Source organism: Pedobacter sp. ASV1-7 (assembly GCF_040203335.1).
Classification (GTDB): domain Bacteria; phylum Bacteroidota; class Bacteroidia; order Sphingobacteriales; family Sphingobacteriaceae; genus Pedobacter.
Window position 1 is genome coordinate 19,589 of the sequence record NZ_JBEHBV010000004.1, and the last position, 17,619, is coordinate 37,207.

Sequence of the window (17,619 nt, forward strand, 5' to 3'; positions counted from 1 at the left end):
TTTCAAATATGGTTGGTACTAATATAAATATAGTATTGGGTCTTATTAACATAAGAAATTAACATGTGTTGATAACACAGGTTTAACGGATATAAAAGAAAGTTCGTATTGATCCTTAAAAAATATTTATAGACATATTAAGGGTCGACCGGTTTGCAGTTCTTAATCGTTTTGTGAAGCCAGTAAGTATAATACTGCCATACGTACAGCTACACCATTTTCTACCTGGTCAAGAATGATAGATTGTTTACTATCGGCCACATCACTTGTAATCTCTACTCCACGGTTTATTGGGCCAGGGTGCATGACAATGATTTCCTTATTGAGGTTGTCTAAAATCTGTTTATTCAACCCGTACATCATAGCATATTCTCTTAAAGAAGGGAAATATTTAATGTCCTGACGTTCCATTTGTATGCGTAGCATATTAGCTACATCACACCAGTTCAATGCTTTGATTAGATTGTGTTCTACTTTTACTCCTAAGCTTTCAATATGTTTAGGAATTAAGGTTGTTGGGCCGCATACCATCACTTCAGCACCAAGTTTTTGCAAACAAAGGATATTAGAAATAGCAACTCTTGAATGTAGAATGTCACCCACAATTACAACCTTTTTGCCTGCTACATCGCCAAGCTTTTCACGGATAGAAAAAGCGTCTAGTAATGCTTGTGTAGGGTGTTCATGGGCCCCATCTCCTGCATTTACAATTTGGGCTTTAATGTGTTTACTTAAAAATTGTCCGGCACCAGCATATGGATGACGCATAACCACCATGTCTACTTTCATAGCCAGGATATTGTTTACGGTATCGATTAGTGTTTCGCCCTTACTTACAGATGAAGATGATGCTGCAAAATTAATTATATCTGCAGAAAGTCGTTTCTCCGCCAGTTCAAAAGATAGTTTAGTACGGGTTGAATTTTCGAAAAATATATTGGCAATGGTGATGTCTCTTAATGATGGGACCTTTTTTATAGGTCTGTTAATTACATCTTTAAAATTATCTGCAGTTTCGAAGATAAGTTCGATATCATTCCGGTTAATATCTTTGATGCCTAAAAGATGTCGGGTTGATAATGTTTCTACTGCCATATTATTTATTGCTTTCTGATATTAAGATAACTTTGTCTTCTCCTTCTGTCTCTTTCCAGCTTACCCTCACTTGTTGAGAATCTAGTGTGTCAACTTGTTGCCCGATATAATCTGGTTCAATAGGTACATGTCTTGAAAAACGCCTGTCAATAAGTACCATTAGTTCTACTTTTGCAGGTCTGCCATAAGCCTGTAATGCATCTAGTGCCGCTCGGATTGTCCGACCAGTCCATAGTACATCATCAATTAAGATTACGTTTTTACCCTCAATAATAAAATCTATGGTGTTGCTGTTTGCTGATACGATGCCATCTTTCCGTCTGAAATCATCTCTGAAAAATGTAATATCTAAATTACCTTTTTGTATAGTGCTGTTGTTCAAGACTTGAGAAAGCTCATGTTTTACACGATCGGCAAAATAACTGCCACGTGGCTGTATACCAATTAAAACAGCATTAGAAAAATCGTTGTGATTCTCAATTAATTGTTGACAAAGTCGCTTAATTGTGATCTGGAATTTTTGACCGTCTAGCAGTGTTCGTTTTTGCATGGACTAAAAGATTATGCAAATATAGCCAAAATTTGTAACCCTAAATACATAAAAACGCTTTTAAATTTAAAAGCTGTAAAATGTATATGTAGTGCCTTGTGCTTAAATGCTTTATATTTAAATGAGATTATGAATATTAATTAGGGGTATAAATTGTTCAGGTAGCGTTTACTATAATTAATTCCCATTAGATCGTGACGCTTAAATTGGGTCTTTAGCCTTTTCTGAAAATCTGTATAGTTGCGTTTTTCTTTAGGGCTCCAAAGTACTTCACTGAGCGCGTCCAAACGAGGAAACAGCATATATTCTACTTTTGCTGGATTGGCAATGTATTCAGTCCATAAATTGGCTTGTCCGCCCCAAATGTATTTTGCTTCATTTGCAGTTAATATAGTAGGAACAGGATCATAATCATAAACATTTTTTAGTGGTAGATACTTAGCGGCTGTAAGTGAATCATCTTTTAAAAACTGGCTATGGTTAAAATACATCGTGTTTTCCGGTGTCATAATTACCTTGTGTTTCTGTTTTGCAGCGGCTATTCCTCCTTTTTCGCCTCTCCAACTCATTACTATCGCATTCGGTGCGAGACCGCCATCCAAAATCTCATCCCATCCAATAATGGTTTTACCTTTACTGTTCACAAATTTTTCAATCCGGTGTATAAAGTAGCTCTGCAGTGCACTTTCATCTTTCAGCTTGTTATCTTTCATGAATTTTTGTGAAACGGTTGATTGCTTCCACCAAAGTTTGGAAGCTTCGTCTCCACCAATATGAATGTAAGGAGAGGGAAAGAGTGCGATCATCTCTGTCAGTACGTCTTCCAGAAATTTGAAAGTAGGTTCAGTAGGCTGAAATACATTGTTAAGTCTGTTGAAAATTCCCCAGGTCTGTGCAACCTCATATTTTTTTGTAGGTTCAGTCCCAAACTCAGGATAAGCAGCTAGCACTGCCATACTATGCGCAGGTACTTCAATCTCAGGAATGATATTAATGTAGCGGTCTGCCGCATATTTAATAACTTCTTTTACTTCTTCCTGAGTGTAATAGCCACCATATCTTAAGCCGTCGTTCCCGGTTCCCGGATACAATCCTATAATTGTACCGTTTCTCCATGCACTGATGGCTGTAAGTTTTGGATGCTTTTTAATCTCAATTCTCCAGCCCTGATCATCTGTAAGGTGCCAGTGAAAGTTGTTGAGTTTATGTAGCGCCAGGTAATCAATGTATTTTTTTATAAATGTTATATCAAAGAAGTGTCTGCTTACATCCAGATGCATACCACGATAGGCAAATCGAGGGTAATCTATGATGTCGACGGAAGGAATCATAATTACCGAGGATGCAATAGGTGGATTTACAGGTAAAAGTTGTATAATGGTTTGTACTGCATAAAATATACCTTGTGGAGAGGCAGCTCCTGCATTGAGTTGATTCTTCAATACAGAAACAAAATATTTATCTGTATTTGTATATAGTTTTTGATTAACAACCAGGTTGATTGAGTTGCTACTTTTTACATAGTCCAGATTGCTGACTATTTTAAGGTTTAGTTTATAATATTTAAGAATATAGTCGGCAAGGAAAGTCGCAGATGGCTTTAACGTATTGTTTGAAATCAAGATAACTGTTTGTTTATCGATTTTAAATTTATCTTGAGGATATGTTCCAGCTCTTAGTTCCACTGGTTGTGGAATGATGGCAGGTAATTGAGCACTTACAATATTCGTAAATAGTATAATAAGTACAGATAGCAACAATGATTTCTTCATGATGCAAATTAATGAAAAAGAGGGGCAAAAAAAAAGCATCCCCTAACAGGGATGCTTTTAATATATAAGTATTAAAGATTACTCGCCTTTTTTAGCTTTGTTTTCTTCACCTTCCATTTGTTGTTTTAATTGTGCAAGCACACCTAAATCACCTAATGTAGATTTTTCAACTGAATCTTTAACTTTTTTCACTGCACTGCTAGAAGCTTTAGCTTCTTTTTTCTTAGCGTTACGCTCTTCTGCAACAGCTTCAGCTTTAGCCTCTTCCCAGATACGGGCGTGAGAAACAACGATACGTTTAGCATCTTTGTTAAACTCAATGATTTTGAAGTCATTAGTTTCTTCTGCTTTGATAGCACTACCATCTTCTTTAGCCATGTGTTTAGTAGGTACGAAACCTTCCACACCGTAAGGTAAAGCAATAACAGCACCTTTATCAGTTACTTTAACAACAGTTCCCTGGTGGATTGAATCTAAAGTGAAGATAGTTTCAAAAGTATCCCAAGGGTTTTCTTCTAATTGTTTGTGACCTAAGCTTAATTTGCGGCTTTCAACGTCTAATTCTAAAACAACTACGTCTAATGTATCACCAACTTTAGTGAATTCGTTAGGGTGGTTAACTTTTTTAGACCATGAAAGATCGGAGATATGGATTAATCCGTCGATACCTTCTTCGATTTCTACAAATACTCCGAAGTTAGTCATGTTTTTAACTACAGCAGTATGTTTGCTTCCGATAGGATATCTTTCAGCAACATTTTGCCAAGGATCTTGAGTTAATTGTTTGATACCTAGGCTCATTTTGCGATCGTCTCTGTCCAAAGTTAAAACTTCAGCTTCGATTTCGTCACCAACTTTCAAGAACTCTTGTGGGCTGCGTAAGTTTTGTGACCACGACATTTCTGAAACGTGGATTAAACCTTCAACGCCTGGAATGATTTCTAAGAAAGCACCGTAATCAGCTACAGTAACAATTTTACCTTTAACTTTAGAACCAACAGCTAAATTAGCATCTAAAGATTCCCAAGGGTGTGGAGTCAATTGTTTTAAACCTAAAGCAATACGTTTTTTCTCGTCATCAAAGTCAAGAACTACAACATTGATTTTCTCATCTAAGCTCAATACTTCTTTCGGATGCTCTATGCGGCCCCAAGAAATATCAGTAATGTGAAGTAATCCGTCTACGCCACCTAAATCGATGAATACACCGAAGTCTGTGATGTTTTTAACAGTACCTTCCAATACCTGACCTTTTTCAAGTTTAGATACGATTTCAACTTTTTGGCTTTCTAAGTCATCCTCGATAAGGATTTTATGAGATACAACTACGTTTTTAAATTCGTGGTTAATCTTAACAACTTTGAATTCCATTGTTTTGCCCACGTATACATCGTAATCGCGGATAGGTTTGATGTCAATTTGAGAACCAGGTAAGAAAGCTTCAACACCCATGATGTCAACGATAAGACCACCTTTAGTACGGCTTTTAACAAATCCGTTGATGATTCTGTCATTGTCAAGAGCCTCATTAATAGACTCCCATGATCTTTGGGTTTTAGCTCTTTTACGAGATAAAATTAACTGGCCGTTAGCATCTTCAGGGGCTTCCACGAAAACGTCAACTTTGTCGCCAACTTTCAAGTCAGGTGTATCACGGAACTCTGAAGTAGAAACTAAACCGTCAGACTTAAATCCTACGTTTAATACTACGTCTTTGTTGTTGATTGACACAACAGTACCACTGATGATTTCACCTTGGTTGATTTGATTGAAAGTATCGGTATACATTTCTTCAAACTTCTTACGGTCTGCATCACTGTAATTTCCGAATGCTTTGTCGTCTGCATCCCAGTCAAAATCTTGATCTGGAGTTGCTAATGATGATTTGATCTGTTCGATCGACACTGAATCAGCTTCTGACTCAATGGTTTCTTTCTCAGCCAGACGAGCGTCTGCGCCTTGTAATTCGGCTGTTTTAGCCTCTAGTTCTTTTTCTGCTACTTGTTTTTTAGCCATTAAAATTAAATCTCCTTTTCCCGTGAGGGACGGCAAAGATAGAAATAATTCTATTTACAGCAAAGAAATTTTAGATAAATCTTGTTGATTTAGAACAGATTGTAATGAAAAGCAATGAATTCAGCTTATGCCGTAATAAAAAATAAACAAATCTCAGGATCAAAGATTAGCAACGACATTTTAATTCTGGTTGGAAGATAGCCAAAATATTTTTTAAAGGCACTGGTGAAATGTGTAGCATGTTTATAGCCTATTTTACTTGAAACTTCTGAGATTTTTGAATCGCCCTCTAAAAGCATCACTTTCGCCTGTTCCATTTTATATTGATTAAAATAACCGTAAACAGTAGTACCAAAAGCTGCCTTAAAGTTTTTTTTCAAGTTGAACTCATTGGTGCCAACCATATGGGCAAGCGTACGTAAAGAAAACTGGCTGTCTATATTATTAATTAGTATTTCTTTTACTTCGTGCATCTTGTCCAGATCTTCTTTTGTTAACCTGTTCATAGGTTCATCACTTTCTGCTTGTTCAAACTGACTTAGCTGTAAAGCCAGTAGCTCTATAACTTTCGATTCTAAAAAAAGCCGCTTACAGAAACCGGTGTGTGCTGAGTTCTCAATACTATTTAATATGACACTGATTTCGGGACTAAGGTGAAGTATGCGATTACAAAAAAGAACAGGTTTATTAAGGGGAGAACCCTGGACGATTTTAAATGCCGGATGTGTTGAAGGTAAATATCTTGATAGGAAAAATGTACTGATGTTAATATAGACGATTTCATAAGCAACAGTCGGGTCTACAGGTTTTAAGGTTACGCCATCAGGTATGGCAATTAAACTGTGTTGCTGACTATTAATGGTCAGGACACTCTTTTGTTCTTTACCAACCAGGCAAAGAACATCCCCTTTTATAGCAAAGACCATTAGGAAATTAAACAAACTTGTTGGTTCAATAGAGAGCTGAACAGTGTTGTCCGCGTCCATATGCCTGATAAAGTTCACACTTATCTGTGATTCAGGGAGGAAACCCTGCGAGATAAACTCTCCCTGAACCGTTAATTGTTCTCCCTTTTCCGTCATTAGTCAATGATATCTTTGCCGCGAAGTTATGATTATTAAGACTACTTCTAAATTAATTTGTAAAAAGAATACGAGAATGATTAAAAAAGTTACAACTCTTATACTAGCCATCTTTACTTCTGCTGTTACATTCGCTCAGATAAAAACCATTTCTGGTAAAGTAATTGATCAGGAATCAGGTCTTGCTTTACCTGGTGCAACTATTATCAAAGATAAAGGGAATGTCTCTTCTGCCGCCGATGGCACATTTTTAATAAAAGCAAAAACGGGTGAGCGATTAACTGTTTCTTATACTGGATTTGTAACTAAAGAAGTAGTAGTTGGCAGCAATTTAAACTTGTTGATTGGCTTAACTGAAGACCCTAAAAGTCTTTCTGAAGTTGTCGTAACAGGAGCTTTAGGAATTAAAAGATCAGCTCGGGAATTGGGTTCTAGTGCTCAATTGTTTAGTAACGAGAGTTTAAATCAGGGGAAGACTGTTAATCCATTATTCGGATTGAGTAGTAAAGTTGCCGGACTTCGTATTAATATGTATGATAGTAAGGTAGACCCAGTTGCACAGATCACACTTCGTGGAACACGTTCATTAAGCCGTTCAACTGGTATTGATGGTAGAAATACAAATGCTCCAATTTATGTAGTAGATGGTATGCCGGTTCCTAATATCAATAGGCTTAATCCAAATGATATTGAGAGTATTACTGTTCTAAAGGGGGCAAATGCTGCTGCACTTTACGGCTCTGAAGGTGTAAATGGGGCTTTAATGATCACGACAAAGAATGGAGTTCGTGGTAGTAATGTTGTTAATGTAAGTAATACCACCACTTTTTCTAACGCCTTTTTGTTGCCCAATGCACAAACTACCTTTGGACAAGGTGTGAATGGTGTTTACGATCCAGTACAATATGCTTCATGGGGACCTAAATTTGATGGTTCAATGAAAGATATTGGTTTGCCTTTACCAGATGGAACACAACCTCAGCTTTTATATGCCGCCCCTGGAAAGGATAATAGGTTGGGCTTATTTCAAACAGGTGTTAATGTACAAAATGATGTTTCCTTTTCTGGAGGAGATCAGAATAGTACTTATTTCTTATCTGCACAATATGTAACACAAACAGGTATCATCCCTAAAGATAAAAATGATAGGATAGGGTTGAGGTTTAACGGAAGCCGTAACTTTAATAAATTAAAAACTTCTTATAACATCAACTATATTCATAATAAGAAGTCGATTACACCTGATGGTCCTTGGATAGGTGCATATTCTATGCCTGCAAACCTTGATTTTAGCAGGTTGAAGAATTGGGAAGATGTAAACTCAATGGCTAGTCCACATAATTATTTTACTCCTGAAACAGGAAACTTGCGTAATCCATATTTCCAGATAGATAATATTCGCGATAATAGTACTCAGCAGATTCTGAATGGTAAAATTGATTTGGATTATGAATTCACACCATGGTTTAGTGCATTATATCGTATAGGTATATATTCAATTTCTGATGAAATACGTACATCAACAAACAAATTTGAGGCTGCTGGAACCAGAAACGTTCAGGGCTCGGTAAATGACGCTAACAATAACTATAGAAGGTTAAATAGTGACCTGATCCTGAATTTCAAAAAGGAATTTGGAGATTTTACTACTAAACTTTTATTAGGACAAAATACACGTACTGATTATAAAAAGGAAAATAACATCAGTGCAAACAACTTATTGTATACAGACCTTTTAAATCCCGGAAGTCGCCAGGGAGAGCTTGGAGGTGCGGTAGCAATTACGCAACAGCGTTCAATGGCTGTATACGGAGAGTTTGTTGCCGGTTATAAAAACTACCTGTTTCTAACATTTACAGGAAGAAACGACTGGGTATCCACTTTAAGTAAAGAGAATCGTTCATTCTTCTATCCGGGTGTAAGTACTTCATTCATTGCCAGTGATGCAATCCAGAGCATTAAGAATAGCAATACTATCTCATTTGCTAAAGTATACGCTTCATGGAACAGAACTGGTAACGTGACGCTACAGCCATACTCACTTGAAAATGCTTATACACAATCTAATGGGTTTCCTTTTGGCAATTCTGTTGGTTATTTACCAAGTCTTAGTGTAACAGCTCCTGGAATTCAACCAGAGTTTGTTTCTTCTTATGAAGCAGGGATTCAGTTTGGGTTATTCAATAACCGTTTAAACTTTGATGGTGCTTATGTTTATTCAGACTCTGACGGACAGATATTTAATTCTACTGCATCCAGAGCAACTGGATATAATGTAAAAGTTATTAATGCAGGTCGATTGGTGAACAATATTTTTGAGCTTAGTCTTAATGGAGATATCATTAGAAGCAATGACGTGAAATGGAACATGGGGATTAATTTTACCTATATCAAAAATACAGTTAAAGACCTTTCAGAAGGATTAACTAATATCAATAATTTCCGCCAGTCATATGCTGTAAAAGGAGAGCAATATCCTAGTTTACTGGTAAGTGATTATGCAAAAGATCCTCAAGGTAGAGTGATTATCGATGCGAACGGAGAGCCAATGAAAGCTCAGGGGACTACCAATCTTGGTTCACTTATTCCACCGTATTTAATGGGATTAAGTACTGGTGTTAGTTATAAAGGATTCAGTTTAAATGCACAGTTGGACTGGAGAATGGGTGGCTGGTTATATTCTGAGATTGTACCTCGTATGTACAGTGCAGGTACTCATCCTGCAACTGTTCAATATGACAGACAACCATTTGTTTGGCCGAACTCTGTAATTGAAACGGCGCCGGGTGTTTATGTGGAAAATACAAATCGCTTATCAAAAGGAGATCAGGCTTTTTGGACAAAACAAGGGGAGATTCAAATTAATACAGCTGCAAAATCAGACTTCCTTAAGTTGAGAGAGTTGAGTCTGAACTATGCTGTTCCCGCTAAGTTTCTTGCTGGTCAAAAAGTGATCAGACAGGCAAGTCTTGGTTTAGTTGCAAACAATGTATTTATCATTCGCCATAAGGACAATGACATGGGCGATCCTGAATATCTATACAACAATACCGATGGATACATCAGCTTCCGCCAGGTACCACCAATGAGAACGTTTGGATTTAATGTAAACCTTACTTTCTAAAACATATTACTTATACCTTATTTATAATACGATGAATAGAATTGCTAAAATATTTACACTTGGGTTAATCACTGTGACTGGACTTAGCTCATGTGAAAAATTTCTGGATGTAAACACTAATCCAAATGCTCCGGGCAAAGAAACCATATCATTGAGTGCCAAATTCCCTGCTGCATTAGTCGCAACCGTAAATCAGGAGCAGGGACAAATTAACCAGATAGGTGCTTTCTGGGGTGGTTATTGGGGGACTACAAACCAGGCTGTTAACTCTTTTGTCGATCTGAAGTCTTATAATGGATTGGCCATAATGCACCAGAGAGACGGTATACCTGTATGGGAAACTGCTTATAACAATCTCTATTATTTAGAGCTGATAAAAAGAGAAGCTCTTGATGAAAAAGCTTTGTTTCATGCTGGTGCGGCTAAAATTATGCAAGGATGGTTGTTTTTACGTCTTGTTGATATGTATAATAATATCCCTTTTGATGAAGCATTGAGAGGTTTTGAAATTGCTACACCAAAATATGAGCCTGGTAAAACGGTGTATGAAAAAGCAATCAACCTGATAACTTCAGGTATTCAGGATATTAAAAATCATAAAGATGGTCCGGGTATTTCTAAAATGGGTGCGGATGATGTTATGTTTAAGGGTGTTCCGGCATTGTGGTATAAGTTTGGAAATACCGTAAAGTTAAGAGCTTTAATCCGTCAGAGTGAAGCAGGAAATCAAGCATATATTGATGCTGAGATTGCTAAGATTGGGGCTGAAGGTAGTGGGTATTTAAATGCTACAGAAAATGCATTTATCCAACCTGGATACCTTAATAGTTCAGGTAAGTTAAACCCTTTCTGGGAAAATTATTATAAAACGGTAGCAGGTAAGGTTACAGTTAATTATGCTGCAATCAGACCAACTACTTATGTTATTAATCAATATTCAGCACTAAATGATCCACGTCTTGCCAATCTTTATGTAGCAGTTGGGGGGACTTATAAAGGTGTACTGTTTGGCAATCCAAGTTCAAGTGATCCTCAATATAGCCAGGCAAATACTTCCGCATTTAAAGGTCCGGCAGAAAATAATAATAATCCAGCCGCATTGTTTAAAAGCTTTTCTCAGCCTTCAGTGCTTATGAGTTCATTTGAAAGTTTGTTTTTACAAGCAGAAGCAGCTCAAAGAGGATGGATTGCTGGTACAGCACAGCAATATTATGAAGAAGCGATAAAACAATCATTCAAATATATGGAAGTTCCAGCTGGTGATTTTACTGCTTATAATCAGCAAGCAGGAGTATCTTTCACTGCAGCGCCTGCAAAGATTGAAAGAATTATTGAGCAAAAATGGCTGGCATTAAACAGCATTAGCAGTATTGAAGCATGGAATGATTACCGCAGACTGGGGTTGCCAAATATTCCTAATTCATTAGATGCACCATCGCCAACAGCTCGTCCACTTCGTTTGATGTATCCCGAAACTGAAAGAATGACGAATAATGAAGAAGCTTCTAAGCAGGGAAATGATGACATTACTACTGCGAAGATTTGGTGGATGAAATAATTTATTATTTTTTAATATTAAATTTAGACTGTATCTAAATAATTGTATTTTAGCGACCTTAAAAATAAATAATGCCAACAGAGACAATTTGTTGGCATTATAAATAAACAAACACTTTATCATTTCAAAAATGACAGCTCAAAAAACTAAATCAACCTGGCAAAAAATTCGCAAGTTTTTTAATGATGTTCACTTATGGATTGGCCTGGCCAGCGGTATTATTGTTATTTTGATTTGTTTGAGTGGAACATTATACGTATTTAATACAGAATTACGTGAAATGGCATCGCCTGAATTGTATAATGTTAAATATGAAAAGGGAGCTAAACCTATTGCTGTAGAAGAGCTTATTGTCAAAGTGAAAGAAAGTACAGGAGGAAAAGTGGCTTCAGTGAAGATACCGTCAGATCCTGGCCGTTCGTATCAGTTTATGGTTCGTTTAAAAGACAAAGAAGAGGGCGGAAAAGACAAGTCCGGAAGTAAGGATAAAGGAGAAGCAACAAAAGATAAAGGAGCAAATAAATCAGGTAAAGGCGATAAAAAAGAAGGAAAAGGTAAAGAAGGTCCGGGTGGAGGGAAACGCCCATCGGCATTTGCGGTAAATCAATATACAGGTGAAGTATTAGGTAATATATCTGCCTCTAAAACAGCTACCGCATCTTTTATGCAAACCATGTTTAGCTTACACCGTTGGTTGTTGTTAGATAAAATTGAGAAACCATTAATCGGAGAATTAGAAAACCGAAAATTGGGTAGTTATATCTCAGGTACAGCTACTATATTGTTTACTCTTGGCGTAATTACCGGAATGGTAATCTGGTTTCCTCAAAAGATCAGAGCCTGGAAACAAGGATTTAAAATCAAATGGAGTGGAAGCTGGAAAAGGAAAAATCATGACCTGCATAATAGTTTAGGCCTATATTCATGTATATTCCTGTTTTTAATGGGAATAACAGGCCCACAGTGGTCTTTCCCATGGTATCGTGAAGCTTTAAGAAAAACTCTGGGAACCCATGTGCCGGAAGGGGCAGAACTTCCAAAAGACCCTATTTCACAGCTTAATTCAGCAGGTATAAAGCCTTTAAATATCGCTGATTATATTGCATCAGTAGATAAAGCATTCCCTTATACAGGTGATTACAGTATTACCATGCCTAAAGATTCAACAGCGGCTGTAGCAATTACTAAAAATAAAACAGGCTTCTTTGCTCCATCGGCGGGTGATAAGATATTACTTGACCAGTATAATGCTGCTGTATTAAAAATGGAAGTTTTTAAAGATAAGCCTTTTAATGAGCGTGTATCAGGTTCCATAAAAGCATTGCACCTGGGCGATGTTTATGGGTTGTTCACCAAAATTATTTATTTCTTCGCCTGTTTAATAGCTACCAGCTTACCTATAACCGGAACTATTATATGGTTAAATAAGCTTAAAAAGAAAAACAAGAGCAAAAAGAAAAGCATGGTTAAGCAACCCGTGCTTTAAACTTATCGCGGTAATCTTTTGGAGTCATACCAGAGCTTTTCTTAAAAAGTTGTCTGAAAGCTTTAAGGTCATTATACCCTGAATTCAGCATAATTTCGAGAATGCTCTGATTGGTTTGTTCCAACAGCTTTTTTGCAACTTCTATTCTGGTTTTCTGTAAATACTCTATCATGGTATTTCCAGTTGCCATTTTAAATCTGCGTTCAATATTTCTTCTACTGGCGGGAATTTGTTGTAAGATGTCGTCTACTGTGGATACCTTATTGTATAGATTTTCAATAGACAATTGTGTTTTCGCAACCAGATCATCTCCATGATCACGCGTAGGAATAAAGGTGCCAAAATAGCTTTGCTGACCACGGTTCATATCAATGGCAAATACTTTTGCCATTCTTACTGCAATTTCTCTATTTCCATAGTTATGAATTAATCTTAGCAACAAATGAAAGGTGCTGGTTGCTCCTCCACTGGTATAAATACCGTGATCGTAAGTAACTACCTCATTGGGTCTTAAAAATACATCCGGATAGCTCTCTGCGAAGGAAGTGCTGGCGTGGATATGAGTAGTTGCACTCTTCCCATTTAATAAACCAGTTGCACCAAGTAAAAAAGCACCAGTACAAAAAGAGGCAATTTCAACCCCATCATCATGTTGATTGCACAGCCATGGTATGAAATCACGATTCTCTTGAATTGCAGCTTTTAAATCAAAGGTACTAAAGGCGGGAATAAGAATTAAATCATGTTTACCCGCTGATTTTAAAGGTTGTGGTTTGTGACTATTAAATGCTGGGATCTCATTTTTGCTGTTTTCAGCATATAGTACATTTAGCTTGAAAAGAGGTTCTTCGTCTTTAGTCTTGTAATAGCTGTTTACAGTATCAAATACATCTAATATCGCTGCTACACTAAGCAGTCGGTATTGATTGGTCAGTAATAATGCTACCTGTGTCATTACTTTTTGGTTAGGAGAATGCAAAATAGAAAAAATAAACAATTTGCTTATACATGAACGTTATTCAATTTAAATAATTATACTTTTTCTATAAAATGCCCTGTAAACAATAGACCTGGTATTATTTCTTTTTCTTACCGCGCCAGATAATAAACCCTGTAATGGGAAGGCTGGCTGCCACTAAACTAGCCAGAAAGGCCATTATTTTACCTGGTAAACCAGCAATTGCGCCAATATGGATATCATAATTCATTCTCATGATCTTATCAGCTATACTCGCGTTTGCTAATTTCCCATAGCTATGTTGTACTTCCATTTCTTTTAAGGTGTACTGATCATAGTAAAGGTAATTGGCTTTCCAATAAGTCTCTGTGTCTGGATTGATAGCCACTTCTATTGCAGATTTGGCATTTTCAGGAACATGCACTTCAATACCTCCTTTAAAGCCTGGTAAACCATTTAATGTTTTCGCCCATAGTATATCAATCGCGGGCTTTTTACCTATTGATGAATTGATAAGCGTAGTATCAGAATAGCTTTCCTCAAATTGTTTCATTTCTGCTCCACCGGATGAAACCCAATAAACCGATTTGGCAAACCATTGGAAACCCATAACCAGGCCGGTTACAGCAATGAAAATAAGAATCCATGTCATGTAAAAACCCAGTACATTATGTAAGTCGTAGTTTACACGTTTCCATTTCGCATTCCATTTAATGCTAAACCTCTTTTTACTGGCAGCTTTATTTTTGGGCCACCACAGCATTAATCCGGATATTAGTAGACAAAGAAACATCAAGGTGGCTGTCGCTAATATTGGCTGGCCGATATGAGGGGGAAGCCAAAGGTAGTAATGTCCCATAATTACGATTCTGAAAAAATCATCCTCCATATTTTTAACCTTTAGTACTTCTCCTGTATAAGGGTTTAAAAATACGATCCAGTAGTAGGAGGGACTTTCAGCAAAATAGACCACCTGTGCAGCTTTTCCAGTTTGATAGCCAACACTATGTGCATGTTTTTCGGGTAAAGCTTTATCCGCAATTTTCTTTAGCGAAGAAGGAGGCATCAAAGCACGTTGTTCAGCCTTAGCAAAACGGTAAGGTTGCGTGATATTTTCAATTTCACGTTCAAAAGCTAGTATACATCCGGTGATGCCTAAAAAACATACAAATAGCCCGGATATTAATCCGAGCCATAAGTGTAATTGTCTTATCCAATATTTGAACCTTTTCTTCTTATTGTCCAACATAGGTTTTTACTAAAACTTGTAAGCAATACTTAACCTGTAATTTCTTGGAGCTTCACTTTGCCAATAATAGTAATCTCCATAAGAGGCTCCACTATAGAGATAATCATCAAGAATATTAAAGGCATTTGCAGTTAAGCGAATTTTGTCTTTTTCCCAGAAAATTCCTCCATCTAACTTAAAGTAGCTAGGCATTTCCTGTGTTCCGGCACCGCCCCATGACCAAGAGCTGCGATCTGCCTGATAACTGAATCCTCCAGATATACCAGCTCCTTTTAATGTACCAGCCTGAATTTTGTAACTCAACCAGGCATTCGCGTTATGCTTTGCATAACCTGTTATTTTGGTGCCTGCAGGGATTACTTCGCCATAAACTTCAGTCGCTTTACTCACTCTTGAATCTGTTAGCGCATAATTGGCAATCAGATTTAAGCCAGGTAAAATTTGTCCACGTAAATCAAACTCAATTCCTTTTGTTGTGCTTTGTCCAAGTTGCAAAGAAAATGGAGCTGCCGGAGTACTTGTTGGATCTGGTGATAATTCGTTGTTTTTAAGTATACGATATGCAGCTAATGTGGTATTCCAACGGCCATCAAACCAATCTCTTTTTATACCAAATTCTATGTTGTTCCCGGTAATAGGTTTAGGCTGTTCCCCACTTTTAATCGAACCGGTTTGAGGAATGAATGTTTGGTCAAATAAACCATAAACTGAAGTCTGAGGTTCAATAGAAACACTTAAACCTACCCTTGGAGTAAACTTTTTGTCCTTTGTATCTTCATTATATTCCGATTGTTTTACATAAGTAAACCTTCCTGCTAATGTTAAACGGACCTTATTTTCTATAAAACCAAGTTCATCTTGCAGGTATAAGCTTCCATAATACTGGTTAACACGATTATTAGCACCCCTTTCTTTCAAGCTTTTGCTGCGGTCAAATTCAGGTATTCCATTTATAGGAGCACCATATACGGGATTATAAATATTAAATGGTTTAGACAGATCATCAAGTGGTGATGTTTGTCCCCAATCGTAATAACGTCCTTTATCACCGGCATCAATACCTGCCAGAATACGGTGACTAACTTTTCCTGTAGTGGCTTTACCATTTAAAAATACCTGTCCGAATTTATAATTTAAGGCTGCATCAAAAATATACAAATCACGTATGACATCGCCATTTGGAGCAACTGATGATGGCCAAATATCACTGGATTCCTGATTAAAGCCTACATAAGCCAATTGGGCCGTTAATTTCCAATTGGTATTGAAATGGTGCTGCATATTTAAAAATACACTATGCTCTTTTGCTGTATTTGGTTTTAGATCTGGTTCCGACATAGTAAAGTTTCTCGGTAGAGTAGCAAAACCATCTGGTGCGAAAACATAGGCGGAACCAAGGTCTGATAACTTAACGTGCTGGTAGTTGTATTCAGCAGTTAATAATGTTTTGTCACTGATCTGATAGCTGATAACAGGTGCAATACTATAACGGTCATTAAATTCGTATGCCCGATGTGAGTTTTTCATCTGTCTCATTAGGTTTAGTCTGTATAATAACTTACCAGACTTATTTAATTTACCATCCAGATCAACTGTACCGCGATACATATCATAACTGCCTATTGTAAATGAGGCTTCACCATTGAAGTCTTTTCCTGTAGGTTTCTTGGTAACCACGTTGTAAATACCGCTAGGTTCACCATTCGACATCATAAAACCTGATGGACCTTTTACAAATTCAATATGGTCAACAAAACTCATATCTTCAGTAAGTGGTCCCCAGTCTGATGTTAAATTTATACCATTTCTAAAAGCTGCCGCTCTTGCCCCACGGGTATTAACACGCGTGTAAATATCGCCCCAATGTTCTAACCTGGTTACCCCACTTACATTTCTGATCACACCATCACTCATACTTGTAATTTGCTGATCAGCAAGTGTAGCGGTAGAAATGATTTGAATATTCTGTGGAGTTTCTAAAAGAGGAGCATCTAATCGCAATGAAGAAGAAGGTGCATCGATTTTATATTTCTTCTTATTTCCAGATACCACAACCTCTTTTAATTGATCTGCACTTTCAGATAAGCTAAAATTTATATTAACAGTCTGGTTACCGGAAACAATAATACTTTTTTCTGCTGTTTTTAAACCTATAGCAGAAACTCTGATGATATAACTACCATCTTTTATTTTTTCAAAACGATATTCTCCGTCGTTATCTGTAGTTACAGCAATACCTTTTCCCTTTAAGCCTACACTGACATTTGCTGCAGCATGCCCATCAGCTGTCAGTACTTTTCCTTTTATACTGTTGTTTTGTTGGCAAAGTGCTGGAATTGAGAATAGTGAGAGTATTAATACATTTAGAAGTCGAAGTGTATTCATTTTTCTTGTTTAGATTAATTCTAATTAATGCGCAAATATTGCATCTATTTTGTTACAATCAAAATTTATTTAGAATTATTCTATATAGAATGGAAAAGCTGCCTGATATAAAAACAGGCAGCTTTAATATAAACTTAGGGAGATACTATTTACCAGCTTTTTTGGCTTCTACTGGTTTAACCTCTGCTTTAACAGCTGCTTTTTTAGCTTTTTTGTGATGTTTTGGTTTTGCAGTTTCTGTAGTTGTTGCAGTTTTAGCTGCTGGAGTTGTGTTTTGTGCAAATGCACCTAAAGTTGTTGCTACTAAAGCAAGTGCTAAGATTGTTCTTTTCATGTTTATAATT

Annotated in this window: 12 protein-coding genes; 3 read left to right on the top strand and 9 right to left on the bottom strand. The window is 36.9% G+C overall.

Features of this window, described 5'->3' with window-relative positions; translation table 11 throughout:
- Positions 1-162: 162 nt before the first annotated feature.
- From ABDJ41_RS10470 to ABDJ41_RS10490, 5 genes are all read right to left on the bottom strand, one after another.
- The gene (locus ABDJ41_RS10470) at positions 163-1,095 is read right to left on the bottom strand and encodes an aspartate carbamoyltransferase catalytic subunit (protein WP_349785948.1); all 933 of its coding nucleotides are present in this window, start codon (positions 1,093-1,095) and stop codon (positions 163-165) included.
- 1 nt (position 1,096) lies between these two features.
- A complete protein-coding gene (pyrR, locus tag ABDJ41_RS10475) occupies positions 1,097-1,645 on the bottom strand; it encodes a bifunctional pyr operon transcriptional regulator/uracil phosphoribosyltransferase PyrR (RefSeq protein WP_349785949.1) in 549 nt (182 codons plus the stop codon).
- Positions 1,646-1,785: 140 nt separating this feature from the next.
- Positions 1,786-3,417, bottom strand: a complete 1,632-nt coding sequence (locus ABDJ41_RS10480) for a beta-N-acetylhexosaminidase (RefSeq protein WP_349785950.1) — start codon at positions 3,415-3,417, stop codon at positions 1,786-1,788.
- A 78-nt stretch (positions 3,418-3,495) separates the two neighbouring features.
- Complete coding sequence (rpsA, locus tag ABDJ41_RS10485; RefSeq protein ID WP_349785951.1) at positions 3,496-5,433, bottom strand: 30S ribosomal protein S1; 1,938 nt, start codon at positions 5,431-5,433, stop codon at positions 3,496-3,498.
- Between the two features lie 125 nt (positions 5,434-5,558).
- Positions 5,559-6,515, bottom strand: a complete 957-nt coding sequence (locus tag ABDJ41_RS10490) for a helix-turn-helix domain-containing protein (RefSeq protein WP_349785952.1) — start codon at positions 6,513-6,515, stop codon at positions 5,559-5,561.
- A gap of 76 nt (positions 6,516-6,591) precedes the next feature.
- Here ABDJ41_RS10490 and ABDJ41_RS10495 point away from each other — a divergent pair, with 76 nt between their 5' ends.
- The 3 genes from ABDJ41_RS10495 to ABDJ41_RS10505 all read left to right on the top strand — a co-directional run bounded on the left by ABDJ41_RS10495 (position 6,592) and on the right by ABDJ41_RS10505 (position 12,683).
- Entirely contained in the window at positions 6,592-9,639 is a 3,048-nt protein-coding gene (locus tag ABDJ41_RS10495) for a SusC/RagA family TonB-linked outer membrane protein (RefSeq protein WP_349785953.1), read from the top strand.
- Between the two features lie 31 nt (positions 9,640-9,670).
- Positions 9,671-11,197, top strand: a complete 1,527-nt coding sequence (locus ABDJ41_RS10500) for a SusD/RagB family nutrient-binding outer membrane lipoprotein (protein WP_349785954.1) — start codon at positions 9,671-9,673, stop codon at positions 11,195-11,197.
- A gap of 130 nt (positions 11,198-11,327) precedes the next feature.
- On the top strand, positions 11,328-12,683 hold the full coding sequence (locus ABDJ41_RS10505) for a PepSY-associated TM helix domain-containing protein (RefSeq protein ID WP_349785955.1): 1,356 nt from the start codon (positions 11,328-11,330) through the stop codon (positions 12,681-12,683).
- On the opposite strand, the gene ABDJ41_RS10510 is transcribed toward ABDJ41_RS10505, so the two are convergent.
- The 4 genes from ABDJ41_RS10510 to ABDJ41_RS10525 all read right to left on the bottom strand — a co-directional run bounded on the left by ABDJ41_RS10510 (position 12,664) and on the right by ABDJ41_RS10525 (position 17,609).
- On the bottom strand, positions 12,664-13,638 hold the full coding sequence (locus ABDJ41_RS10510; protein WP_349785956.1) for a GlxA family transcriptional regulator: 975 nt from the start codon (positions 13,636-13,638) through the stop codon (positions 12,664-12,666). The genes ABDJ41_RS10505 and ABDJ41_RS10510 overlap by 20 nt on opposite strands.
- A 121-nt stretch (positions 13,639-13,759) precedes the next feature.
- The gene (locus ABDJ41_RS10515; RefSeq protein WP_349785957.1) at positions 13,760-14,890 is read right to left on the bottom strand and encodes a PepSY-associated TM helix domain-containing protein; all 1,131 of its coding nucleotides are present in this window, start codon (positions 14,888-14,890) and stop codon (positions 13,760-13,762) included.
- A gap of 9 nt (positions 14,891-14,899) precedes the next feature.
- Positions 14,900-17,275: a TonB-dependent siderophore receptor gene (locus ABDJ41_RS10520; protein ID WP_349785958.1), complete on the bottom strand. Its 2,376-nt coding sequence runs from the start codon at positions 17,273-17,275 to the stop codon at positions 14,900-14,902.
- 145 nt (positions 17,276-17,420) lie between these two features.
- Complete coding sequence (locus tag ABDJ41_RS10525) at positions 17,421-17,609, bottom strand: hypothetical protein (protein WP_349785959.1); 189 nt, start codon at positions 17,607-17,609, stop codon at positions 17,421-17,423.
- Between the last annotated feature and the right edge of the window lie 10 nt (positions 17,610-17,619).

Coding starts and splice junctions, on each gene's coding strand:
- ABDJ41_RS10525 (WP_349785959.1), bottom strand. CDS start 17,609: ATGAAAAGAACAATCTTAGCACTTGCTTTAGTAGCAACAACTTTAGGT.
- ABDJ41_RS10500 (WP_349785954.1), top strand. CDS start 9,671: ATGAATAGAATTGCTAAAATATTTACACTTGGGTTAATCACTGTGACT.
- ABDJ41_RS10515 (WP_349785957.1), bottom strand. CDS start 14,890: ATGTTGGACAATAAGAAGAAAAGGTTCAAATATTGGATAAGACAATTA.
- ABDJ41_RS10510 (WP_349785956.1), bottom strand. CDS start 13,638: ATGACACAGGTAGCATTATTACTGACCAATCAATACCGACTGCTTAGT.
- ABDJ41_RS10470 (WP_349785948.1), bottom strand. CDS start 1,095: ATGGCAGTAGAAACATTATCAACCCGACATCTTTTAGGCATCAAAGAT.
- pyrR (WP_349785949.1), bottom strand. CDS start 1,645: ATGCAAAAACGAACACTGCTAGACGGTCAAAAATTCCAGATCACAATT.
- ABDJ41_RS10480 (WP_349785950.1), bottom strand. CDS start 3,417: ATGAAGAAATCATTGTTGCTATCTGTACTTATTATACTATTTACGAAT.
- rpsA (WP_349785951.1), bottom strand. CDS start 5,433: ATGGCTAAAAAACAAGTAGCAGAAAAAGAACTAGAGGCTAAAACAGCC.
- ABDJ41_RS10520 (WP_349785958.1), bottom strand. CDS start 17,275: ATGAATACACTTCGACTTCTAAATGTATTAATACTCTCACTATTCTCA.
- ABDJ41_RS10495 (WP_349785953.1), top strand. CDS start 6,592: ATGATTAAAAAAGTTACAACTCTTATACTAGCCATCTTTACTTCTGCT.
- ABDJ41_RS10490 (WP_349785952.1), bottom strand. CDS start 6,515: ATGACGGAAAAGGGAGAACAATTAACGGTTCAGGGAGAGTTTATCTCG.
- ABDJ41_RS10505 (WP_349785955.1), top strand. CDS start 11,328: ATGACAGCTCAAAAAACTAAATCAACCTGGCAAAAAATTCGCAAGTTT.